Here is a 17,237-nt window from a genome sequence, read left to right as displayed (position 1 = left end):
ATCCCATCAGAAGATTAAAAAAAACTCCAAGGATTGCGCCGCGCTTTGCGGTATTTTTTTTCGTTGTACACCACTTGAAAGCGCTGGTCGCTCAACGAGGTATCGCTGTCTAATTCACGCAGTTGGAAATCGGTACTCACACTCGCCGTCAGTTCAAATTGATATTCACCTTCAATCGCATTTTCCCAACAACGCAGTGGTTCGGGTTTATCGGTTTGATATAAACACAGCGAGCGCGCCTGCGCCGCTAACCATTTTACTTCCAACTCATCGCGGCACACTTCTTCGCCCGCATTTAATACACACAGGCGCGGCTTAATGGAAAACTGAATCAGCGGCAAAGCGGACGAACTCGCGTTTGATAAATCATCGGCGAACGCATAGCTTCCCGGCAGCCATGCTGCAAGAAATAGAAACGCCGCAAACGATGTTAATGCGCGTGCGCTCAGCAGGTTCCCATCAAAAATGGTACACCCCCCCAATGAAAACAGTGATCACTTTATTGTCATTTATTAGTGGACTTGCTGAGATTTCATCGGGTAACTGGCGATAGTTGGCCAAGAAACGCAAATCCCAGCGTTCGGTCAGTTGATAATTCCAATCCAAACGCGCAACCGGCGAAAGGGCTGCATCTGCACTGTAGGTGCCGCGCAGATCGGCTTCGGGCTCGGTGACACCGTAGTAATAATTGACGACTTCACTGCTCTGCCAAACCACGCCGACGGAAGTGGAAACATTATGGCGCCCACTCGCCCAATGTTTAGCGAGCGCGAGGCGCACCTCATCGCCGTCGTGAATGCCGGTAAAATCCGTCACGTATTGCAATTGCACATCCGCCAGCGCAGTGGTCAGGCTGTATTCAAAACCCGCTAACCCCGCCATGCGGCGATTGCGCAACTTGCGCGCTTGCACATCTTTAAAACCTGGCGCGATCAATTCTTTATCGCCACCGGTATTAATCAGCGGGAGATCTTCATCCTCACCACCTCTGCCCGCGGTGGCAAAGCCGTTTGAATCGATAAAAAAATTGCTCGGATTCCAGCGATGAAAAAACACCTGATCGTAGCTGGGTGTGGCAAACAAATTGAATTGTTGCGTGTCGTTTTCCCAGAGGATAAAACCGAAATCCAGATTCTGGATAAAAAAACGTTCGCCGTTGTAGTTCACTTGCGGAATTAACACCAGCGGAATATCCGGCGTGGCTTCCAGCGGATTGGTACGCACCCCGGCGCCAATACCCAGGCTTAATTCCCATTTACCGATTTCAACACAGTCGTCCGCCTCCGGCTCACAGGCGAGCGCACTGCCAACAAATAGGGCAGAGACAAGTGCGGCAGCAAGTGTGCGAAACGGGTATTGGAACAAGGTCATAGGTATGTATTGAATAGGTTAATAAACACAATGTTATTTATAAATCACTTTAGTGGTGAGTGCTGTAATGAATTGTAGACCTGGATGACGGAAACTGGCCTATTACAATTTATTACATATTCGTTCACATCCATTACAGATTCCCTCTACAAGCCGACTTAGGATACCAGCAAGCTTAGGCTCACCACAAAAATCATAAATTTACTGTTAAGGAGTTGCTGTATGAAACCTTTGGTCAAAATCGCTTTGCTCAGTCTTCCGCTGGCTGCCTGCGGCGGCGGCAGTTCCAATCAGGCAGGGGTCGACCCCAAACCAGAAATCAATACTGATTATTCCGCGCTCTCTGCCAGCAAGCTCGAACCCGGCCCATTGCGTCAGGCATCGGCCAGTGAGTTGTCGGAGCTGGTGAAAAACGGTCTGCGTGTGTCGCTGGCGCAAAATCAAAGTTACGGCATGATGATTCGCGAAACTGCGGTCACTAATGCGAGTGATAGCAAAAGCGGCGGGGATTTTTCCGGCAACACGTTTTCAGGAACCAATGTTCAAGTCGCCAATGTCGATGAAGCCGACAGCGTAAAGTATGACGGCCGTTATATTTATCTCGCCACACCCGCTGAATATACCGACACAGGTGCAACCGCCAGCTTAAAGATTCTCGCTACCAATCCAGCCAACGCCAGTGTTAGCGAAGTCAGCAATACACCGCTCGATACAACACATTGGGGCGGTGTGTCGGAAATGTATTTAGTTGATAGCGCGCAAGGTACTACTGGTGTAGCCACCATTCGTCGCTCCTGGGATTTTATCGCCTTCAATGAAAAAGTCGTTACCGATGTTAGCAGCGATGGTAAACCCTTGATGGTTGACGAAGCCGATGCAGCGCGCAGCGCTATGATCTGGCCCTATCAAATGGACAACGGCATTGAAATAACTTTGTTCGATGTGCGCACTCCCGCAACGCCAGCAAAAACCTGGTCGCTTGCGATTGATGGCGATTTACTTAGCACCCGTAAAATTGGCAACACGCTGTATGTCATCAGCAGTTTTGTGCCCAGTATTCCCACGCTGGATTACGCCGCCGAAACGAAAGATGCAAAAATCGCCAACGAAAAATTAATCGCCACTACCCAAGTTGAAAAATTATTGCCGGAATATTCCATCAACGGCGGCAGTCCGCAAGCGCTTAACAGTGCCAATGGTTGCATGATTCCCGCGAGCACCAAAAAGACTGACGGTCACTTAAGCTTGATTAATATCACCGCCATTAATTTAAGCTCGCAACAATTAATTGAATCCGTCTGTGTGAATAGCAATGTGGAAACCGTTTACGCATCCACTGAGAGTATTTACCTAGTCGGTTCCGATTACAGCCGCTGGGAAAGTTGGCAAAGTTTTAGCGTAGTGCATCGTTTTGCTCTAGACGCTAATGGTGTCGATTACTCTGCAACGGGTTCTGTAGAAGGTGTATTGGGTTGGGGCTCGCCATCGTTCCGCATGGATGAGCACAAAGGTGTATTGCGCATGGTCACCACCAATTACGGTGAAACCGGTGAGCCAGTACATCAATTAAATATCTTGAAAAAGGTCACTGGACGCAGCGAATTGGAAGTGGTTGCGCAATTACCAAATAAAACTCATCCGGAAACCATTGGCAAACCACGCGAAGATATTTTTGGTGTGCGCTTTAATGGCGCCAAAGCTTATGTAGTGACTTTCGAGCGCAAAGATCCGCTCTACGTAATTGATCTCGCCAATCCGTTAGATCCAAAAATCGCAGGCCAATTAGAAGTACCCGGCTTCTCTACTTATTTGCATCCGATTGGCGACAATTATTTATTTGCCCTCGGCAATGAAACCAACAGCGACGGCTTCGCCACCGGTGTAAAAGTTTCACTCTACGACATTCGCAATCCCGCAGCGCCTAGCGAAATTAGCAAACATGTTTTTGGCAGCGCCTACAGCTGGAGCGAAGCCCTCTACGACCACCGCGCCCTCTCCTTCTTAAATGCAGGCGACGATCAACTGCGCATTACCTTGCCAGTGACTTTGTATGAAGAAGTAAAAGGCGAAGAGTTCGTCTCCAGCCGCTGGGTAAACAACAGCCTCTACCAATTTGAAGTAAACGGCCTTGCCAGCGATAAATTATCACTCGATCATATAGGCTCGGTAATTTCCGAAAGCAGTGACAACCAGGAATATCCACTCTGGAGCGGCAACGACCGCGGCATACTCCACGGCGATGCATTATTTTATGTGCATGGCGCTAAAGTAATTGCGGGGCCTTGGAAAAAGTAGATTAGTTTTTAGTAGGCAGATAGCAAAAAGCCCAGCTGGTTTTTAACGGCTGGGCTTTTTTATGAACTAAAGGATTGTGGCGAACGCTTTAAATGGCAAGTTGTCTAATTTCGCAAATCGGCCAGAACCGGAGGCTCGCGACAACTCAGCAAAAATATTCTCTTTATTGTTATAGTTGCCAATTGAAAGAAGCTTTTTTCACAGTTGCTTGTTAGAAAATTTATGCCTCTTATAAAGGACGAAGTAACGTAAAGCTAATGTGTGTTAAGTCAGCTTTTTCAACTATAAATTGTGCATCTTTGTATGCGTATGTACTTCCTGGCTTGTAGTCTAGACTTACTTCTTGAGTGAAAGCGGGCCGAGCCAATCCGTCCGCAGTAAACTCCTTGTATACGAAACGGATTTGACCTGCTGCCACACCAGCGTACGTTAACGTGGCTCGTGGCCCAGAACTTTCCTGATCTTTTAGGTAAATAATTGACTCTCCAATGCTTCCGCTAATAGGTGATGTCAATTTTGCTTGATAAACACCCCCTCCATTAAAACTCCAGCTCCAATAAAATTCTGTTGCTTTTGATGATCCATTTGGTACAAATAAACCGCCATATCCTGTGCTTGTTCCATTTAAACCAGATAACATTTGTGGCTCCGGCGCTGAATAGTAACTTCCTCCGTTACCTCTGCTTCGTAAACGATAGTCACCGGCAGGAATAGAAAATGAAAATTTTTTCATTTTGTGTTTTACAGTTGTTATGGATTTTTGCTCGACGCGAAACGCTTCAATTTTAGAGATCGAAGCTTCTTTTGAATATTCTCCAGCGCTAAGCATAACGTCGCCAACGTTAGCTTTCGATTTTCTTGGTGCAAAAACTTTTCCAGGAATTATTTCTGGTTCGACCGCCTGACCTAATCGCGTCGATCTCAATTCTGTAGAGCACGCGGCTAGAGCCAGAGCAAGTACAATTAGAACTACTCGATGTATAATTGTCTTTATCATTTTTACCTACCTGTAAGGTGTTTAAACTAGACGAATAAGTTTGCCAACAGCTTCTTCGATTGCCTAAGCATGTATTTACGGAACCGTTTACTTTATTTACCAAAACTATCCTAACCATACATAAGTTCGATTGAAGCAAAAGTTAATTTTTAGATATACGGTTCAATATATTTGGAAATATACCGCCAACTCAACTTAAAGGCTCAACTGCTACTTTGGACACGTTACTGCCCTTAAGTAATTTGCAGCTCCTAAACTCAGGCTACTCGCGCCCTCCCAATATACTGGCCTACAGCCTTAAATCAAAGCAGCCATCAACAACGAAAAACCAATTAAAGACTATCTCACTAAATACCGCCAATCGGAATTACAGTTTATTACGGGCTGAGCTGCAAAAGCACTGAATCACTTGTTGGTTATTGGGCGGTAAAGCAGAGCCAAAAAATAAACCCTCCGAACACTGAGGTGCTGGGAGGGTTAAGTTCATTGATTCGTTCTATTTTTGTATTCTTGATAAAGAGTTTGGCATACATCACACGGTGGATAATGACTATTCTGAACCCGGCTACAAATAAGGCCAGCCAAATCACATATTGGAAGTAGATCAGCAAATTCTATTACGTTGGCATCACAGACTTTTCGAAGAGTATTACTATATCTAGCTTTTGCCTCTTCAAAACTAATTTCTAAATTCCTTATCTGATAAGGTGAATCATTATCGAACTCAGACAACCAAGAAGTAAAGTTATTCATCATCCATTCTGGTACTTCATACATCTAATATACTCCTTCATTTTGATGGCCGTTAAGTGTGATTCCAATTCAATACGAAATTATCTAATACTATTTTCAGCGTGTCTCTCGAATATTCCTTTTGGTCAAATAGACGTAAATACGTTTGCCAGACTCCAACAATAAACTCTTCATTTCCCGCTGCTGGAAATATCGGTTTAGGGACGGTTTCTTTTGTAAAATCTTTAAAATCAGCATTACAAAGCTTCTTAGCCTGCCCAATAGAATAACTATGAAAATCACTATCAAACCCATGCAATAGAGAAAGCACTTGGATTGCCATATCCCATGACACACTGATACTTTGATTTACAAATTGCTCTTGTAGACAAATTACACAATCATGCTTCCAAGTCAGTTCGTCTTCCAAAAAAATCCAATCTGGCACGTAGTTAATTTCATTTACGGAAAAGTTAGGCCATTTAGGAAATTCATTTTCAAAATCAGCTATCAATTGGCTGTAGCCACCTTTAGGAGCGCTGATTGCAATGTAATTATATTGGGCTGATTGTTCGATATATTTTAACAGCCGTTGCCTCACGTAACAAAAATTTGGTTGCTCAACTATTTCTTCTAAGAATTTTAGATTAACAACTTTTCCTGCTTGCCTAGTGAAAGAACCCAATAACATTGCACCTGCATCACGACATCCATACACAGGATTTTTTTCTAAAACTTTTAATCCTGATTCTCCACTTGCTGAAGGAAGTAACTGCATTCCAGCTTTGTTCACTAATGGATTATTATCATGGAAAAATCTAAATGCTAAACAAAATATTTCTATAGGTATGTTTTTACCTTGCGCTACTTCATAATATATTTTTTTATTTACGTCACTCATCAAATGGAACAAACGGAAGATTTCTTGATCCATCAAGCTAATGTTATTTTCAAAGCAATTTAGCACTTCATTTTTTTGTTCAGCTGTTGCTACTACATATTGGAACATCAACCGAGGATTTGATTCAGAGAATCGCCCTACTTGATAGTCTTCGTCAATACGCTTAATCCAGCGCATTAGATTAATATGTCCTTCTCTAATGTATTGGTCACGAATATGAATAGGCAGTTGAATACAAAACGTTTCAGGTTGATTTTCATACGTGGTATTGCATAGCAAGAAAAATTTGTTGCTAACATCCTCCCATGCAAGAAGATAATCCTTATGTTGGGTAATTGGTTTCATCTTTTTAAATAGTTCTCTATTCCATAGAAAATGGATTCAATTCACTGTGTCAGTATTAACATATTTTTATTCATCGTCCGTTATTCTTGAAACCTCATCTATCAATCCTTTCAAAATCATCTCTTCTGGGCTAGCAAATTCACGCGAGGATAGAATGCCGTAGTTGAATGCTTTACCAAGCGGCAATTCTTTGGCCGGATCATTACCTGCTGGTGCATGATCACGTATAAATTGCATTTGATTTTTAATCGAAATCAACACGATTTTTGAAGCGTATTCTGGAGGGTTATTATCAATTGCAAAAATGACATTATTTGCTGCTGTATAAAGTTCCTCGTAGTCCATCACTCAATCCTTAGCGATTTAATTAAACTCACCACTATTAATGCGCTTTAAAATATTCTTAAAAAATTGTCTTCCTACTTGGTTCCAAATATCCACAGTCATTGAAAATTGTTGGGATGCTTCAGGCAAGATGTAACTGGATCTACTTGTATTTTTTATCGTATAGCCACCAACGCCTTCACCGCCAACACATACGCCATACATGAGTCGTAATCTTTCTCCGTTTAGTTTGGTATCAGTATGTAATTTGTTTTTTTCAAGCCCACCTGCTGACGGAGGAGTTTCAAAACCCTGTTCTATAGCATTAATCATCCAACTAATGCCTGCTAACGGCATTTCAAATTGTTCTGGCATGCTATCAACAACACCATTTTTTCTAGCTTCTTTTCTATCGATTAGATATCCGTTATCAATAAAGAAGTCTTCAATAACTTCATAATTTTTGTCGGCATTTGAAAAAGGACTTGGTAGTCTACCGATATATACACAAGCTTTAGGGAGATCTTTGTAATCTATTAAACCTTGTTGTTTCCGCGGCACTACTGTATTCATACATTACTCCTTTTCAATGGAATGGCTTTCAGCACACCTTGTTGTTCAAGCTCTCCAATAGATGGCGGGTCTTTTTCAATCGTTAGCATTTCTGGTACACCTGATTTTCCTGGTGTTCCTTTGATACTGATACCGTCACCTGCTATAGCTGTTCTATTTTTTTCATTCAAAGTAAATTCTGTCGCGCCATTACCTTGAAAATACGCATTAGCACCTATTTGTGTTCGGAATAGATGACGTGCTCGAAACTCTGATCTCTCCTCTACTGAGAAACCTGTTGTTGCTAGATATTCGTTAATATCTTCTTCTCTATATTCCTGTTTTCCAGTGCCTTCAGTATCCTTCCAAAAAGATTCCATCGTCTGTTGATATTTGGCTTGAGTTTCTGGATTCATTACTGAAGTAAGCAAGGCTTTGTCGTGGATAGGATCTTCTGGGTCGTCCATATGTAATTCTTCTGGACAAAACTTTTTCATATTTTCCCAAGTAGGTGAAAATGTGAGGGCACCATCTTGTTCAAAGTTTTCACCTTGATCAAAAATATACATTGTATATTCAGCAGTTGGGTCATAGTCAGAGCCTAATAGCGCCATTAATAATGGTGCGGATAAATCACCTTTTTTTATCATGTCATAGGTAGTCGTCCACATAGTGGTTCTACCTGTATCTTTTCTACGGAAGCCAATCGGTTCATCTGCTTTTTTACCTTTTTGAATGCTAACCAAGTAACGGGAATTGCCCAAGTCGTCGGTTTTTACTCTCTGGTGAATTTCTTCATCCGATGTCGGGAAAAATCCCTCACTTCTAATTTGTTTACCAATTGCAATAAGTTCAATTGCGCGGGCTTCCAACTCTGGATTTACTGGACGTTCAGGCTGCTTGGGTGCAGAGATATTTTTTTCTGCTTTTTCACGTGAGGCTGAAGGTTGCGATATAGCTGTCGGCTCTGCTTCTGCTTCCGCCTGCTCCGCCATCATCCTGCGTTTTTGTGCGCCTAGTTGCTTCGCATATTCTTCTAGTGTTTTTGTGCAGTGTTCGCTGTAATTAAACGGGTTGGCGATCCACTCGCCGCCGTCGGGGTGTTCTGCTAACGGGTTCCATTTGAAAATGGGGGCGAAGGGAATTTTGGGGCGGGAGACGGAGAAATATTGGCCTTCAAAAAACAGACGACGCAGATGATTTTCTACATAGTCGTGATTAAAAAGCGGATCGTAGTGCGGGACTTCGGCGCGGCGGAAGTCTTCCAGGTTTTGTATGGGCGGCGCGAACGGGTCGCGTCCCTGAATGGCTTTTATGGCGTGCTCGTGGGCAAATACGGGAGATTCGATATAAGGGAGATCTTCCCAGGTGAGGTCGTAACGGGATTTAATTTCTAAAATAGAAAACATAGGAACAGTCCTTTGTGTTCAATGGGATGAACAAATCTTTGTTATCTGCAAAACAGCGCGTGCACGTTAATGGGTTGCAGGCCGCATGGTCAAGCCAAGGTGTGTGATGGATTGCCCAGAAAATAGATTGCTATTACATTTTTTAACGTCTTGCTACATATCCGCCACAGATTCGCCCTGCGCAAGCACCCACAATCGATTCAGTGTGATCCACTCAATTTGAGCGACATTAACTGGAGCCCCAAAATGCAAATCCCTTCTGCGTTGACCAAAAAATTACTTAAAAAATCCCTGTTTATTTTGCCGCTACTCGGGTTACTCAGCGCCTGTGGTAGTGATAACGACGATATAAAACCAGACCCCAATACCAAGGTGTTACATATTGATTTCAACGATAGCATTGCCGGCTGGAAAACCGGTTTTGCTGATTATCCTGCCGGTGAGGAAACATTTTATGAATTGGGCTCCAGCCACAGCAATTTGCCCGCTGCGTTAAATACTCAGCGCAAAGGCTATAAGGTGACTGGCAATAATCACAGCGACGACCTGTTTATGTTTGTCACCAAAAAGGTCGATGGACTTGAGCCTAACACTCGCTACGATTTGCGTTTTAAAGTGACCTTCGGAACTAATGCGCAAAACAACTGCGTCGGCATAGGCGGCTCGCCGGGCAATAGTGTGTGGATTAAAGTGGGTGCGACAAAAAATGAACCCAAAGCCGTTGATGATGGCACAGGGTTTTTATTGTTGAATTGGGACAAAGGCAACCAGGCAGCCGGCGGTAGCGATGCAATTATTGCCGGTGATTTTGCTAATAGCCAGGAATGCAGTACCACCGATGTTGTGACAACTTACTTAAAAAAATCGGTGATGACAGAAAAAGGCGCTTATTCAACTATAACGGACGATCAAGGTAGCCTGTGGTTATTAGTAGGTACTGATTCAGGTTTTGAAGGCACTACGACAATTTATTATATGGATTTGGAAGTGGTTGCAACTAAGAAGTAATTTTTCGTCCGGGTAAAACTAAAAGAGCCGCAATCGCGGCTCTTTTTTTAACATTGATCAATGTGTATTAGCGATGCTTAATCTTATCGCCTTCTTTCAAACCTTCTACGATTTCAATATTGATGCCGTCGGAAATGCCGGTTTTAACTTCGCGCTTGTCGAATTTTTGTGGGCCGGTTTCGATTTCAACAAATTGCGCTTTTTCTTCGATAATCAAGTTGCCTTCATTGATAGCGACTACGTTTTCCTTTTTTTCCAGCACTATGTCTGCATTAGCGCTGTAGTTGGAGCGCAGGAATAATTTGTCGCTGAGTTTTACTGCAGCGCGAATCTGGAATTTAATTGTGCCTTGGTCAGTTACACCTTTAGGTGAAATATATTCAAGGATTGCGGTAAAGGGTTCGCCTTCTAACGCGCCTACATCTAACTCCAACTCCATGCCCTCGCGAATTTTGCCGACTTCAGACTCATCCACCATGCCTTCAAAAATCATATCGGTCATATCGGCCAAAGTTGCCACTGTGGTGCCTGAACCAAAGGAACTGGTTTCGACAATAAATGCACCTTCTTTAAACGGAAGATCCAAAATCATGCCGGTCACTGTGGCCGGAATCATATTGGATACTTTGTCTGATTTTTTGGTAGCGCCGGATTTCATCAACAGCAAATTATTTTCGGCCGAGGCCACTGCTTCTTTTTGCAACTCGTAGTTCAATAAAAATTTATTGTATTCCGATTCGGAGATTAATTTGTCGGCGAACAATTTTTTCTGCCGCTCAAATTCAACCGTGGCATTTTCAAAATTGATTTTCGCCGATTCCAATTGTGACTCTGCTTGGTTGAGCATCACCATATTGGGTGCCAGAGTGATCTTGGCAATAATATCGCCCTTATTTACATTCTGCCCGGCCATCACATAAAGCTTTTCTACCACGCCAGATACTTGCGATTTGATTTCCACTTCGCGGCGCGGAATTACTTTGCCCACTGCCACTGTCTTTTTCACAATCGTGGTTTTAAATACCTCGTCGGAGGTATAGTTCACGGGCTTTTCCTGCGACTTGTTATACAAAAATACTGCCGTACCAATAAATACTACGGCGATCAAACCTAACACTGCGTACCAGATAAACTTTTTCATGGTGTCCTTCTTGTGATTGCTGATATTAAAATGTGTTAAAAACAATTACTCATCTTGCAGCGCAACGATTGGATTCACGCCCGCTGCTTTGGCCGCTGGCATAAGTGACGCGAGTAGACCCGAGATCACCAATACCAATAAAGCGGCAAATGCAGTTGCAAAATCCACTTCTGGTTTGCCAAAAAAACCCGCTTTGCCACCGCCGGCTTCCAATAGTTTTCCTACGCCTTCCAAAATTAATACGCCTATTACCAAACCCATATAGCCAGCAACAGTAGTAATAAAAATCGATTCCTGCACGATCATGCCGACAATTGAGTTTGGCGTTGCGCCCAAGGCTTTACGCAAACCAATTTCGCGGGTGCGCTCTTTCACTACAATCAACATAATATTGCCCACCCCGATGGCACCGGCCATGATAGTGCCAATCGCCACCACCCAACTAAATACCGCAATACCGGTGAATAGACCCTCGACTTTGTCGAACTCGTTTTGCAAATTAAAACTGCCAAAGACTCCCACATCATCCGGGTTTACTTTTTTCAGCTCCTTGAGATATTTTTTGACATCCTCTTCTGCGACTCGCGCATGAATACCGGGTTTGGGTTGAATGACAAAACTGCCAATATTTCCAACCTGGTTAAACGCATAACGCAGTGTTTCATTGGGCAGATAGATTTTTTCCTCTTCTTGCTGCTGGTTACCGTTTGCAGTGGATTCAAATACCCCAATAACGGTAAAACTGATGCCATTAATGGTGATGTTTTTTCCGAGCGGACTTTCACCTTCAGCAAATAATTGGCTGCGAACACGGGTGCCTATAATCACCGTTTTGCGTTTTTCCAAATCATCCAACTCATTAAAGTAACGGCCTTCTTTCATACGCAAAGAATGAATGTTATCCATATGCGCATGCGTACCTTCTATATAGAAAGTTCCGTTTTTATCTTTGTGTACTGTATAGGGTGGTGTACCGCTCCAAATACCTACGGAATTTTGGCCGCGCACAAAACCCACACTGGCGACATTTTTTTCAATTGCGGCTACGTCTTCCGGCTTAAGCCCAATTTGACGGCCGATTGGCATACCTTGGTAGGGCATTTGGGTATTGCCTTGCACCCAGACCCAAACAATATTCGGCACACGTGGAAAGCCTTCATTCACACCGTTTTCCAAACCCTTACCCGCACCGAGCAATAGGGTGAGCATAAAAATGCCCCAGAAAACACCGAAGGCAGTTAACGAAGAGCGTAGTTTGTGCTGGCCAAGGGTTTTGAAAATCTCTTGCCACTTTTCCGTATCGATGATCATCGGTAGCTCCTTTAATCGGCGCGCATGGCTTCAATGGGCATAATTTTCGCGGCGCGTAATGCGGGCATTAAACCTGCCAGAGCGCCAATCGCTACCAATAAAATAATGGCGGTGATCGCTACCTGAAAATTAATTTCCGGATTTTTAAAATAGGGTAATTGGGCTCCCACCGAGTTTATTGCAAAGGCAATCAATTCAATGAGGCCGACACCCATGACCAACCCGGCATAACCAGCAATACCGGTAACTAAAATCGATTCAAACAAAAGTGTGCTGACAATACTGAATGGTGTTGCACCCAGAGCTTTGCGAATGCCAATTTCCCGCGTGCGCTCTTTTACGGTGATGATCATGATATTGCTCACCCCGACAATGCCCGCCATTAAGGTACCCAAACCGACAAACCAGATAATGGCGTTAATACCAAAGAATAATCCGTTTACCATTTTCGCAGGTTCAGCCATATTAAATGAACGAATTGCGCGTTTATCTTCCGGCGAAACCGAATGGCGGCGCTGCAGCAAATCGATCACTTTTTTCTCTAGTTCAAAACCATCCATACCCAATTCGGGGCGCAGCCAAATGGAACCTATGCGGTTACTCTCACCAAACATTTTTTGAAAAGTGGGCTGGGGAATATAGATGCGCTCGGAGTCTCGCCCGCGATTGCCTTTGTCGTAAAACACACCGACCACTTTCATCATCACACCGTTTACACGAATATCTTTATTGACGGGATTTACATCCTTGCCAAATAAACGCTCCGCAACTACTGAGCCAATCACAGTGATTTTGCGCAGCTCTCGCTCATCCAACAGATTCATTTTTCGCCCCAGATTAAACGGAATACTTTCCTTCACATCAAAGTATTCATCCGGCACACCCAGCACGGCGAAATTTGCATTTTTTTGTTCATAGATAAGGGATATACCATTGCGCTGATTTTCCGCGGCAATAAAACGTACACCGGGAATTTGTTGCTTAATCGCGTCTACATCATCCAGTGTTAATTGAATTTGCCGCCCCAACCCCATGCCTTTGTAGGCAACAGACGTAGTACCGGTATAGGCCACAATAAAATCCAATACATCTGAACCAAAATCTTCATACACGCCATTTTGCATTCCGCGCCCAGCACCGAGCAGCAGAATCAACATGAAAATACCCCAGAAGACGCCAAAGGCAGTCAAGGCAGTGCGCAATTTATTTTGGCGCAGGGTGTAAAGAATTTCTTGCAGGCTATCGATCATAACTATTAACCCAGAATTTCTTCTTCATCTTGATCGGCAATTTCATCCATGTGATTTGAATGGTGCTGCTGACCGGAAATAATAAGACCATCTTTCAAAATAATCTGGCGCTGGGTTTGATCGGCAATATCCTGTTCGTGGGTGACTATCACAATCGTATTGCCCAGCTGATGCACTTCTTTGATTAGCGCCATCACTTCTTGTGTGGTTTGGCTATCGAGTGCGCCGGTGGGTTCGTCGGCGAGAATCACTTTGGGTTTAGTCACTAGCGCACGGGCAATTGCCACGCGCTGTTTTTGTCCGCCCGATAATTCGTTGGGCATATGTTTGGCGCGGCTGCTCAGCCCCACCATTTCCAAATATTGATCGGCGCGATAATTGCGCTCTTTGCGGCCAACACCTTGGTAATACAGTGGCAGCGCGACATTTTCGGTGGCATTTTTAAACGGTAATAAATTGAATGACTGAAACACAAAACCCAATAATTCATTGCGCATCTTCGCGGCGGTTTTTTCTTTCAGATTTTTGACTTCGCGCCCAGCGAGAAAATAATCACCTTGGTCGTGGGTATCCAGAATGCCGAGAATATTGAGCAAGGTCGATTTGCCCGAACCGGAAGAACCCATGATCGACACCAATTCGCCTTCGCGGATATGCAGGTCAATGCCTTTTAATACATGCAGTGGCTGTTCACCCGAGTGATAGTACTTGTGAATGTTATGCAGTTTGATCATGGTAGCGTCCTATTAGCTATGCTGCTGTGGTGCCGGTTTAAACCGTTTACAGCTTAAAGGCTTTGGCATAAATGTCCGGTTTATTTACCTTGGCTTAACACTCTAATGACAAGTGTCAGTACCGCCGATTTATTACAATTGCCTGTATTGATCTATTGGATGTGTATTGGCTGTATTTGGATTCACTCGGGAGAAAAAATTTATTCACCCGGTTCAGTTTCTTGTTATTCATCTTGCAGCGCAGTAATCGGATTAACCGATGCGGCTTTCAGCGCGGGCAAAAGTGCCGCGAGTGCGCCTATCACCACCAAGATTACCAACGCGGAAAATGCAGTTCCTATATCGATAAAGGGTGAAGAGAACATGCCATTGCCCTTACCCATATTGATTAACACCGATTTGACCAATTCAAGTACCGCAACACCAGCCACCAAACCGGTGTAACCCGCGACCAGCGTAATTACCAGCGATTCATGCATAATCATTAGGCTGATATTGGTTGGAGTTGCGCCCAGCGCTTTGCGCAAACCGATTTCGCGGGTGCGCTCTTTGACTACAATCAGCATGATATTCCCCACGCCAATTACCCCGGCGATGATGGTGCCTATGGCTACCATCCAACTAAAACCGATAATGCCGTTAACCAGATTTTTATTTTGCAAATACTCTTGTTCACTGTTGTAGGTATTCAATACACCCTGATCATCGGGGTGGATTTTCTGGCGCTCATGGATAATTTTTTTAATTTCTTTTTCCAGCTCCAGGGTATTTTGGTCAGCACCGGGTTGGATTAATAATTCATTAAATCTGTCCATTTGATTAAAAGTTTTGCGCAGGGTTGCGTTAGGCAGAAACACGCTGATGCTTTGATTTTGGTTACCGCTATCCGGTTCGCTGGACTCATAAATTCCTACCACTTTAAAGCTGATGCCCTGAATTTTTATAAACTTTCCGATCACGTCAGTTTCATCTTTAAACAGGATTGGACGAACCCGGGTGCCGATCACCGCCACTTTCCTGAATTCTTCTTCATCCAGCTGGTTGATATAGCGGCCTTCCACAACTCGATTAGTATTTAATCCAGCCCAACCGCCGTGGGTCCCCGTTACCCGAAAGGAACCACTATTTTTTTCATTTACCACGTATTGCGAGCCGCGCATATAATTTATGCCGTCAACGATATTTAAATTTGGAAATTTTTGCTGGATCGCATCAATGTCGGCTTGGGTAAGACGAATCTGTCGACCTTTGGGCAAACCCTTGTACTCTAGCTGGGTGACATTTGAAGACCATAAATACACCACATTTTTGCGATCGCCAAACAAAGCATCCACATTGTTGCTATAACCTTGGCCAAAACCCAACATGATTACCAGCATAAAAATGCCCCAGAAAACCCCAAAAGCAGTTAACGCGGTGCGCACTTTTTGTTTTTTTAATGCGGCAATAATTTCTTGCCATTTGTCCCAATCAATCCATGTGGCAAACATTATTCGGCTCTCATCGCTTCAATAGGCATAATGCGCGCGGCGCGCAGTGCGGGCATTAAACCGGCTAATACTCCTGCAATAACCAACAACAACAGCGCACCCAAGGCAATGCTTAAATCAATTTCAGGCTGTTGAAAGAAAGGCAATTGAATGTCCAATTTTTCTAAAATCGCGGCAACAGCTTCCAGCAGCGCGACACCGGTAATCAACCCGGTATAACCCGCAACACTGGTCACTAAAATAGATTCACATAAAAGACTGCCAACAATGGATAAAGGATTTGCGCCCAAGGCTTTGCGGATACCAATTTCGCGGGTGCGCTCGCGCACAGTGATAATCATGATATTACTCACACCGACAATGCCAGCGAGCAAAGTGCCTATGCCGACTAACCAGATAAATAGATTCAAACCTTCAAATGTTTCTTTTATATTTTTGGTAACCCGCGAGTAATTCATCACCCAAATTGCGCGATTATCGCTAGGCGCTATGTGATGCCGTTCTTTTAGAAAATTGACAATTTCATCTTCCAGGGCAATACCATCAACACCGGCTTTAGGGCGCACGGCCAGTAGATCAAGACTGGTGCCACCACCAAAGGTTTTTTTAAACGCACTCACCGGCATATACACACGTTCCGACATACGCCCTTGGTTGCCCTTATCGTAAAAAACTCCCACGACTTTAAAGATAACGCCATTGACTTGAATGTCTTTGCCGAGAGGGTCTTCGTTTGCAGAAAATAATCGTTCCTGCACCCGAGTACCAATCACGCAGACTTTGCGGCTATCTTCTTTATCAAAATAATTTAACCGGCGACCATTGTTAAATTCGACTTTCTCTTTGATATGAAAATATTGATCGGCCACACCCAGCACTTGAAATACGCCGGAGCGAGTGCCGTTATTTACCAAAATATCGGAGTTGATAAAGTTGCCGAGGGGATTTTCACTGGAGAGAAAACGCACACCGGGAATATTCTGGCGGATTGCCAGCATATCTTCCTCGGTAAAGTTGATTCGTCGCCCGACAGAAAAGCCCTTGTAGGGAATAGAGGTAATGTAGGGTTGGATCCACATGGAGTCTTCGGTGTCATTGAAATTGCCTTCCAAAAAGGCTTTTTCCATCCCCCGCCCGGCACCGAGCAGCAGGATCAACATCAAAATACCCCAGAACACACCAAAGGCGGTTAACCCAGTGCGCAATTTGTTTTGGCGCAAAGTAAAGAGGATTTCTTGCAGGCTATCCATAATGATTTCCTAATCATATGTAGCAATAACGCTGGATAAGTGCTTTGACGCACCTACCTCCCTATCAGATTCACTTCAAGGAATTATTTTTAGGCACGTAAAATAGCACAGGAATAGCCGCAATGGA

16 protein-coding genes are annotated in these 17,237 nt (G+C 43.9%); 2 read left to right on the top strand and 14 right to left on the bottom strand.

Annotated elements, in window-relative coordinates; all coding sequences use genetic code 11:
- Nucleotides 1-14: 14 nt before the first annotated feature.
- A complete protein-coding gene (locus tag AC2CG4_RS15755) occupies nucleotides 15-482 on the bottom strand; it encodes a DUF3019 domain-containing protein (protein ID WP_484487179.1) in 468 nt (155 codons plus the stop codon).
- A complete protein-coding gene (locus AC2CG4_RS15750) occupies nucleotides 460-1,371 on the bottom strand; it encodes a MipA/OmpV family protein (protein WP_484487178.1) in 912 nt (303 codons plus the stop codon). The genes AC2CG4_RS15755 and AC2CG4_RS15750 overlap by 23 nt, the downstream gene beginning before the upstream one ends.
- Nucleotides 1,372-1,593: 222 nt before the next feature.
- On the opposite strand from AC2CG4_RS15750, the gene AC2CG4_RS15745 reads away from it, so the two are divergent.
- The gene (locus AC2CG4_RS15745; protein ID WP_484487177.1) at nucleotides 1,594-3,666 is read left to right on the top strand and encodes a beta-propeller domain-containing protein; all 2,073 of its coding nucleotides are present in this window, start codon (nucleotides 1,594-1,596) and stop codon (nucleotides 3,664-3,666) included.
- A gap of 229 nt (nucleotides 3,667-3,895) precedes the next feature.
- Here AC2CG4_RS15745 and AC2CG4_RS15740 read toward each other — a convergent pair whose 3' ends face one another.
- The 6 genes from AC2CG4_RS15740 to AC2CG4_RS15715 form a co-directional block, all read right to left on the bottom strand.
- Entirely contained in the window at nucleotides 3,896-4,663 is a 768-nt protein-coding gene (locus tag AC2CG4_RS15740; RefSeq protein WP_484487176.1) for a hypothetical protein, read from the bottom strand.
- A gap of 483 nt (nucleotides 4,664-5,146) precedes the next feature.
- Nucleotides 5,147-5,440 (bottom strand): hypothetical protein, encoded by a 294-nt coding sequence (locus AC2CG4_RS15735; protein WP_484487175.1) that lies wholly within the window; start codon nucleotides 5,438-5,440, stop codon nucleotides 5,147-5,149.
- Between the two features lie 28 nt (nucleotides 5,441-5,468).
- Nucleotides 5,469-6,641 (bottom strand): hypothetical protein, encoded by a 1,173-nt coding sequence (locus AC2CG4_RS15730; protein WP_484487174.1) that lies wholly within the window; start codon nucleotides 6,639-6,641, stop codon nucleotides 5,469-5,471.
- Nucleotides 6,642-6,707: 66 nt separating this feature from the next.
- Nucleotides 6,708-6,986 (bottom strand): hypothetical protein, encoded by a 279-nt coding sequence (locus tag AC2CG4_RS15725; RefSeq protein WP_484487173.1) that lies wholly within the window; start codon nucleotides 6,984-6,986, stop codon nucleotides 6,708-6,710.
- Between the two features lie 18 nt (nucleotides 6,987-7,004).
- Entirely contained in the window at nucleotides 7,005-7,538 is a 534-nt protein-coding gene (locus AC2CG4_RS15720; protein ID WP_484487172.1) for a hypothetical protein, read from the bottom strand.
- A complete protein-coding gene (locus tag AC2CG4_RS15715) occupies nucleotides 7,535-8,926 on the bottom strand; it encodes a hypothetical protein (protein WP_484487171.1) in 1,392 nt (463 codons plus the stop codon). Before AC2CG4_RS15715 ends, AC2CG4_RS15720 begins: the two co-directional genes overlap by 4 nt.
- 246 nt (nucleotides 8,927-9,172) lie before the next feature.
- Between AC2CG4_RS15715 and AC2CG4_RS15710 the strand changes: the two genes are divergently transcribed.
- A complete protein-coding gene (locus tag AC2CG4_RS15710) occupies nucleotides 9,173-9,934 on the top strand; it encodes a hypothetical protein (protein WP_484487170.1) in 762 nt (253 codons plus the stop codon).
- A gap of 67 nt (nucleotides 9,935-10,001) precedes the next feature.
- On the opposite strand, the gene AC2CG4_RS15705 is transcribed toward AC2CG4_RS15710, so the two are convergent.
- The 6 genes from AC2CG4_RS15705 to AC2CG4_RS15680 form a co-directional block, all read right to left on the bottom strand.
- Complete coding sequence (locus AC2CG4_RS15705; RefSeq protein ID WP_484487169.1) at nucleotides 10,002-11,075, bottom strand: efflux RND transporter periplasmic adaptor subunit; 1,074 nt, start codon at nucleotides 11,073-11,075, stop codon at nucleotides 10,002-10,004.
- A 45-nt stretch (nucleotides 11,076-11,120) separates the two neighbouring features.
- A complete protein-coding gene (locus AC2CG4_RS15700) occupies nucleotides 11,121-12,386 on the bottom strand; it encodes an ABC transporter permease (protein ID WP_484487168.1) in 1,266 nt (421 codons plus the stop codon).
- 11 nt (nucleotides 12,387-12,397) lie between these two features.
- Nucleotides 12,398-13,636 carry an ABC transporter permease gene (locus AC2CG4_RS15695; protein ID WP_484487167.1) on the bottom strand — a complete coding sequence of 413 codons (1,239 nt, stop codon included), beginning with the start codon at nucleotides 13,634-13,636 and terminating at the stop codon, nucleotides 12,398-12,400.
- Between the two features lie 5 nt (nucleotides 13,637-13,641).
- A complete protein-coding gene (locus AC2CG4_RS15690; protein ID WP_484487166.1) occupies nucleotides 13,642-14,370 on the bottom strand; it encodes an ABC transporter ATP-binding protein in 729 nt (242 codons plus the stop codon).
- A 224-nt stretch (nucleotides 14,371-14,594) separates the two neighbouring features.
- Nucleotides 14,595-15,860 (bottom strand): ABC transporter permease, encoded by a 1,266-nt coding sequence (locus AC2CG4_RS15685; RefSeq protein WP_484487165.1) that lies wholly within the window; start codon nucleotides 15,858-15,860, stop codon nucleotides 14,595-14,597.
- Nucleotides 15,860-17,110 carry an ABC transporter permease gene (locus AC2CG4_RS15680; protein ID WP_484487164.1) on the bottom strand — a complete coding sequence of 417 codons (1,251 nt, stop codon included), beginning with the start codon at nucleotides 17,108-17,110 and terminating at the stop codon, nucleotides 15,860-15,862. Before AC2CG4_RS15680 ends, AC2CG4_RS15685 begins: the two co-directional genes overlap by 1 nt.
- Nucleotides 17,111-17,237 lie beyond the last annotated feature (127 nt).

The sequence above is a fragment of the Cellvibrio sp. ATLC23 genome (genome assembly GCF_057196725.1).
Note: the sequence above shows the minus strand (reverse complement) of the source record. Positions and strands in the feature narration are given on the sequence as shown.

Excerpts from the sequence above, each read along its gene's own strand:
- AC2CG4_RS15750 (WP_484487178.1), bottom strand. The coding sequence starts at position 1,371 with ATGACCTTGTTCCAATACCCGTTTCGCACACTTGCTGCCGCACTTGTC.
- AC2CG4_RS15745 (WP_484487177.1), top strand. The coding sequence starts at position 1,594 with ATGAAACCTTTGGTCAAAATCGCTTTGCTCAGTCTTCCGCTGGCTGCC.
- AC2CG4_RS15740 (WP_484487176.1), bottom strand. The coding sequence starts at position 4,663 with ATGATAAAGACAATTATACATCGAGTAGTTCTAATTGTACTTGCTCTG.
- AC2CG4_RS15735 (WP_484487175.1), bottom strand. The coding sequence starts at position 5,440 with ATGTATGAAGTACCAGAATGGATGATGAATAACTTTACTTCTTGGTTG.
- AC2CG4_RS15730 (WP_484487174.1), bottom strand. The coding sequence starts at position 6,641 with ATGAAACCAATTACCCAACATAAGGATTATCTTCTTGCATGGGAGGAT.
- AC2CG4_RS15725 (WP_484487173.1), bottom strand. The coding sequence starts at position 6,986 with ATGGACTACGAGGAACTTTATACAGCAGCAAATAATGTCATTTTTGCA.
- AC2CG4_RS15720 (WP_484487172.1), bottom strand. The coding sequence starts at position 7,538 with ATGAATACAGTAGTGCCGCGGAAACAACAAGGTTTAATAGATTACAAA.
- AC2CG4_RS15715 (WP_484487171.1), bottom strand. The coding sequence starts at position 8,926 with ATGTTTTCTATTTTAGAAATTAAATCCCGTTACGACCTCACCTGGGAA.
- AC2CG4_RS15710 (WP_484487170.1), top strand. The coding sequence starts at position 9,173 with ATGCAAATCCCTTCTGCGTTGACCAAAAAATTACTTAAAAAATCCCTG.
- AC2CG4_RS15705 (WP_484487169.1), bottom strand. The coding sequence starts at position 11,075 with ATGAAAAAGTTTATCTGGTACGCAGTGTTAGGTTTGATCGCCGTAGTA.
- AC2CG4_RS15700 (WP_484487168.1), bottom strand. The coding sequence starts at position 12,386 with ATGATCATCGATACGGAAAAGTGGCAAGAGATTTTCAAAACCCTTGGC.
- AC2CG4_RS15695 (WP_484487167.1), bottom strand. The coding sequence starts at position 13,636 with ATGATCGATAGCCTGCAAGAAATTCTTTACACCCTGCGCCAAAATAAA.
- AC2CG4_RS15690 (WP_484487166.1), bottom strand. The coding sequence starts at position 14,370 with ATGATCAAACTGCATAACATTCACAAGTACTATCACTCGGGTGAACAG.
- AC2CG4_RS15685 (WP_484487165.1), bottom strand. The coding sequence starts at position 15,860 with ATGTTTGCCACATGGATTGATTGGGACAAATGGCAAGAAATTATTGCC.
- AC2CG4_RS15680 (WP_484487164.1), bottom strand. The coding sequence starts at position 17,110 with ATGGATAGCCTGCAAGAAATCCTCTTTACTTTGCGCCAAAACAAATTG.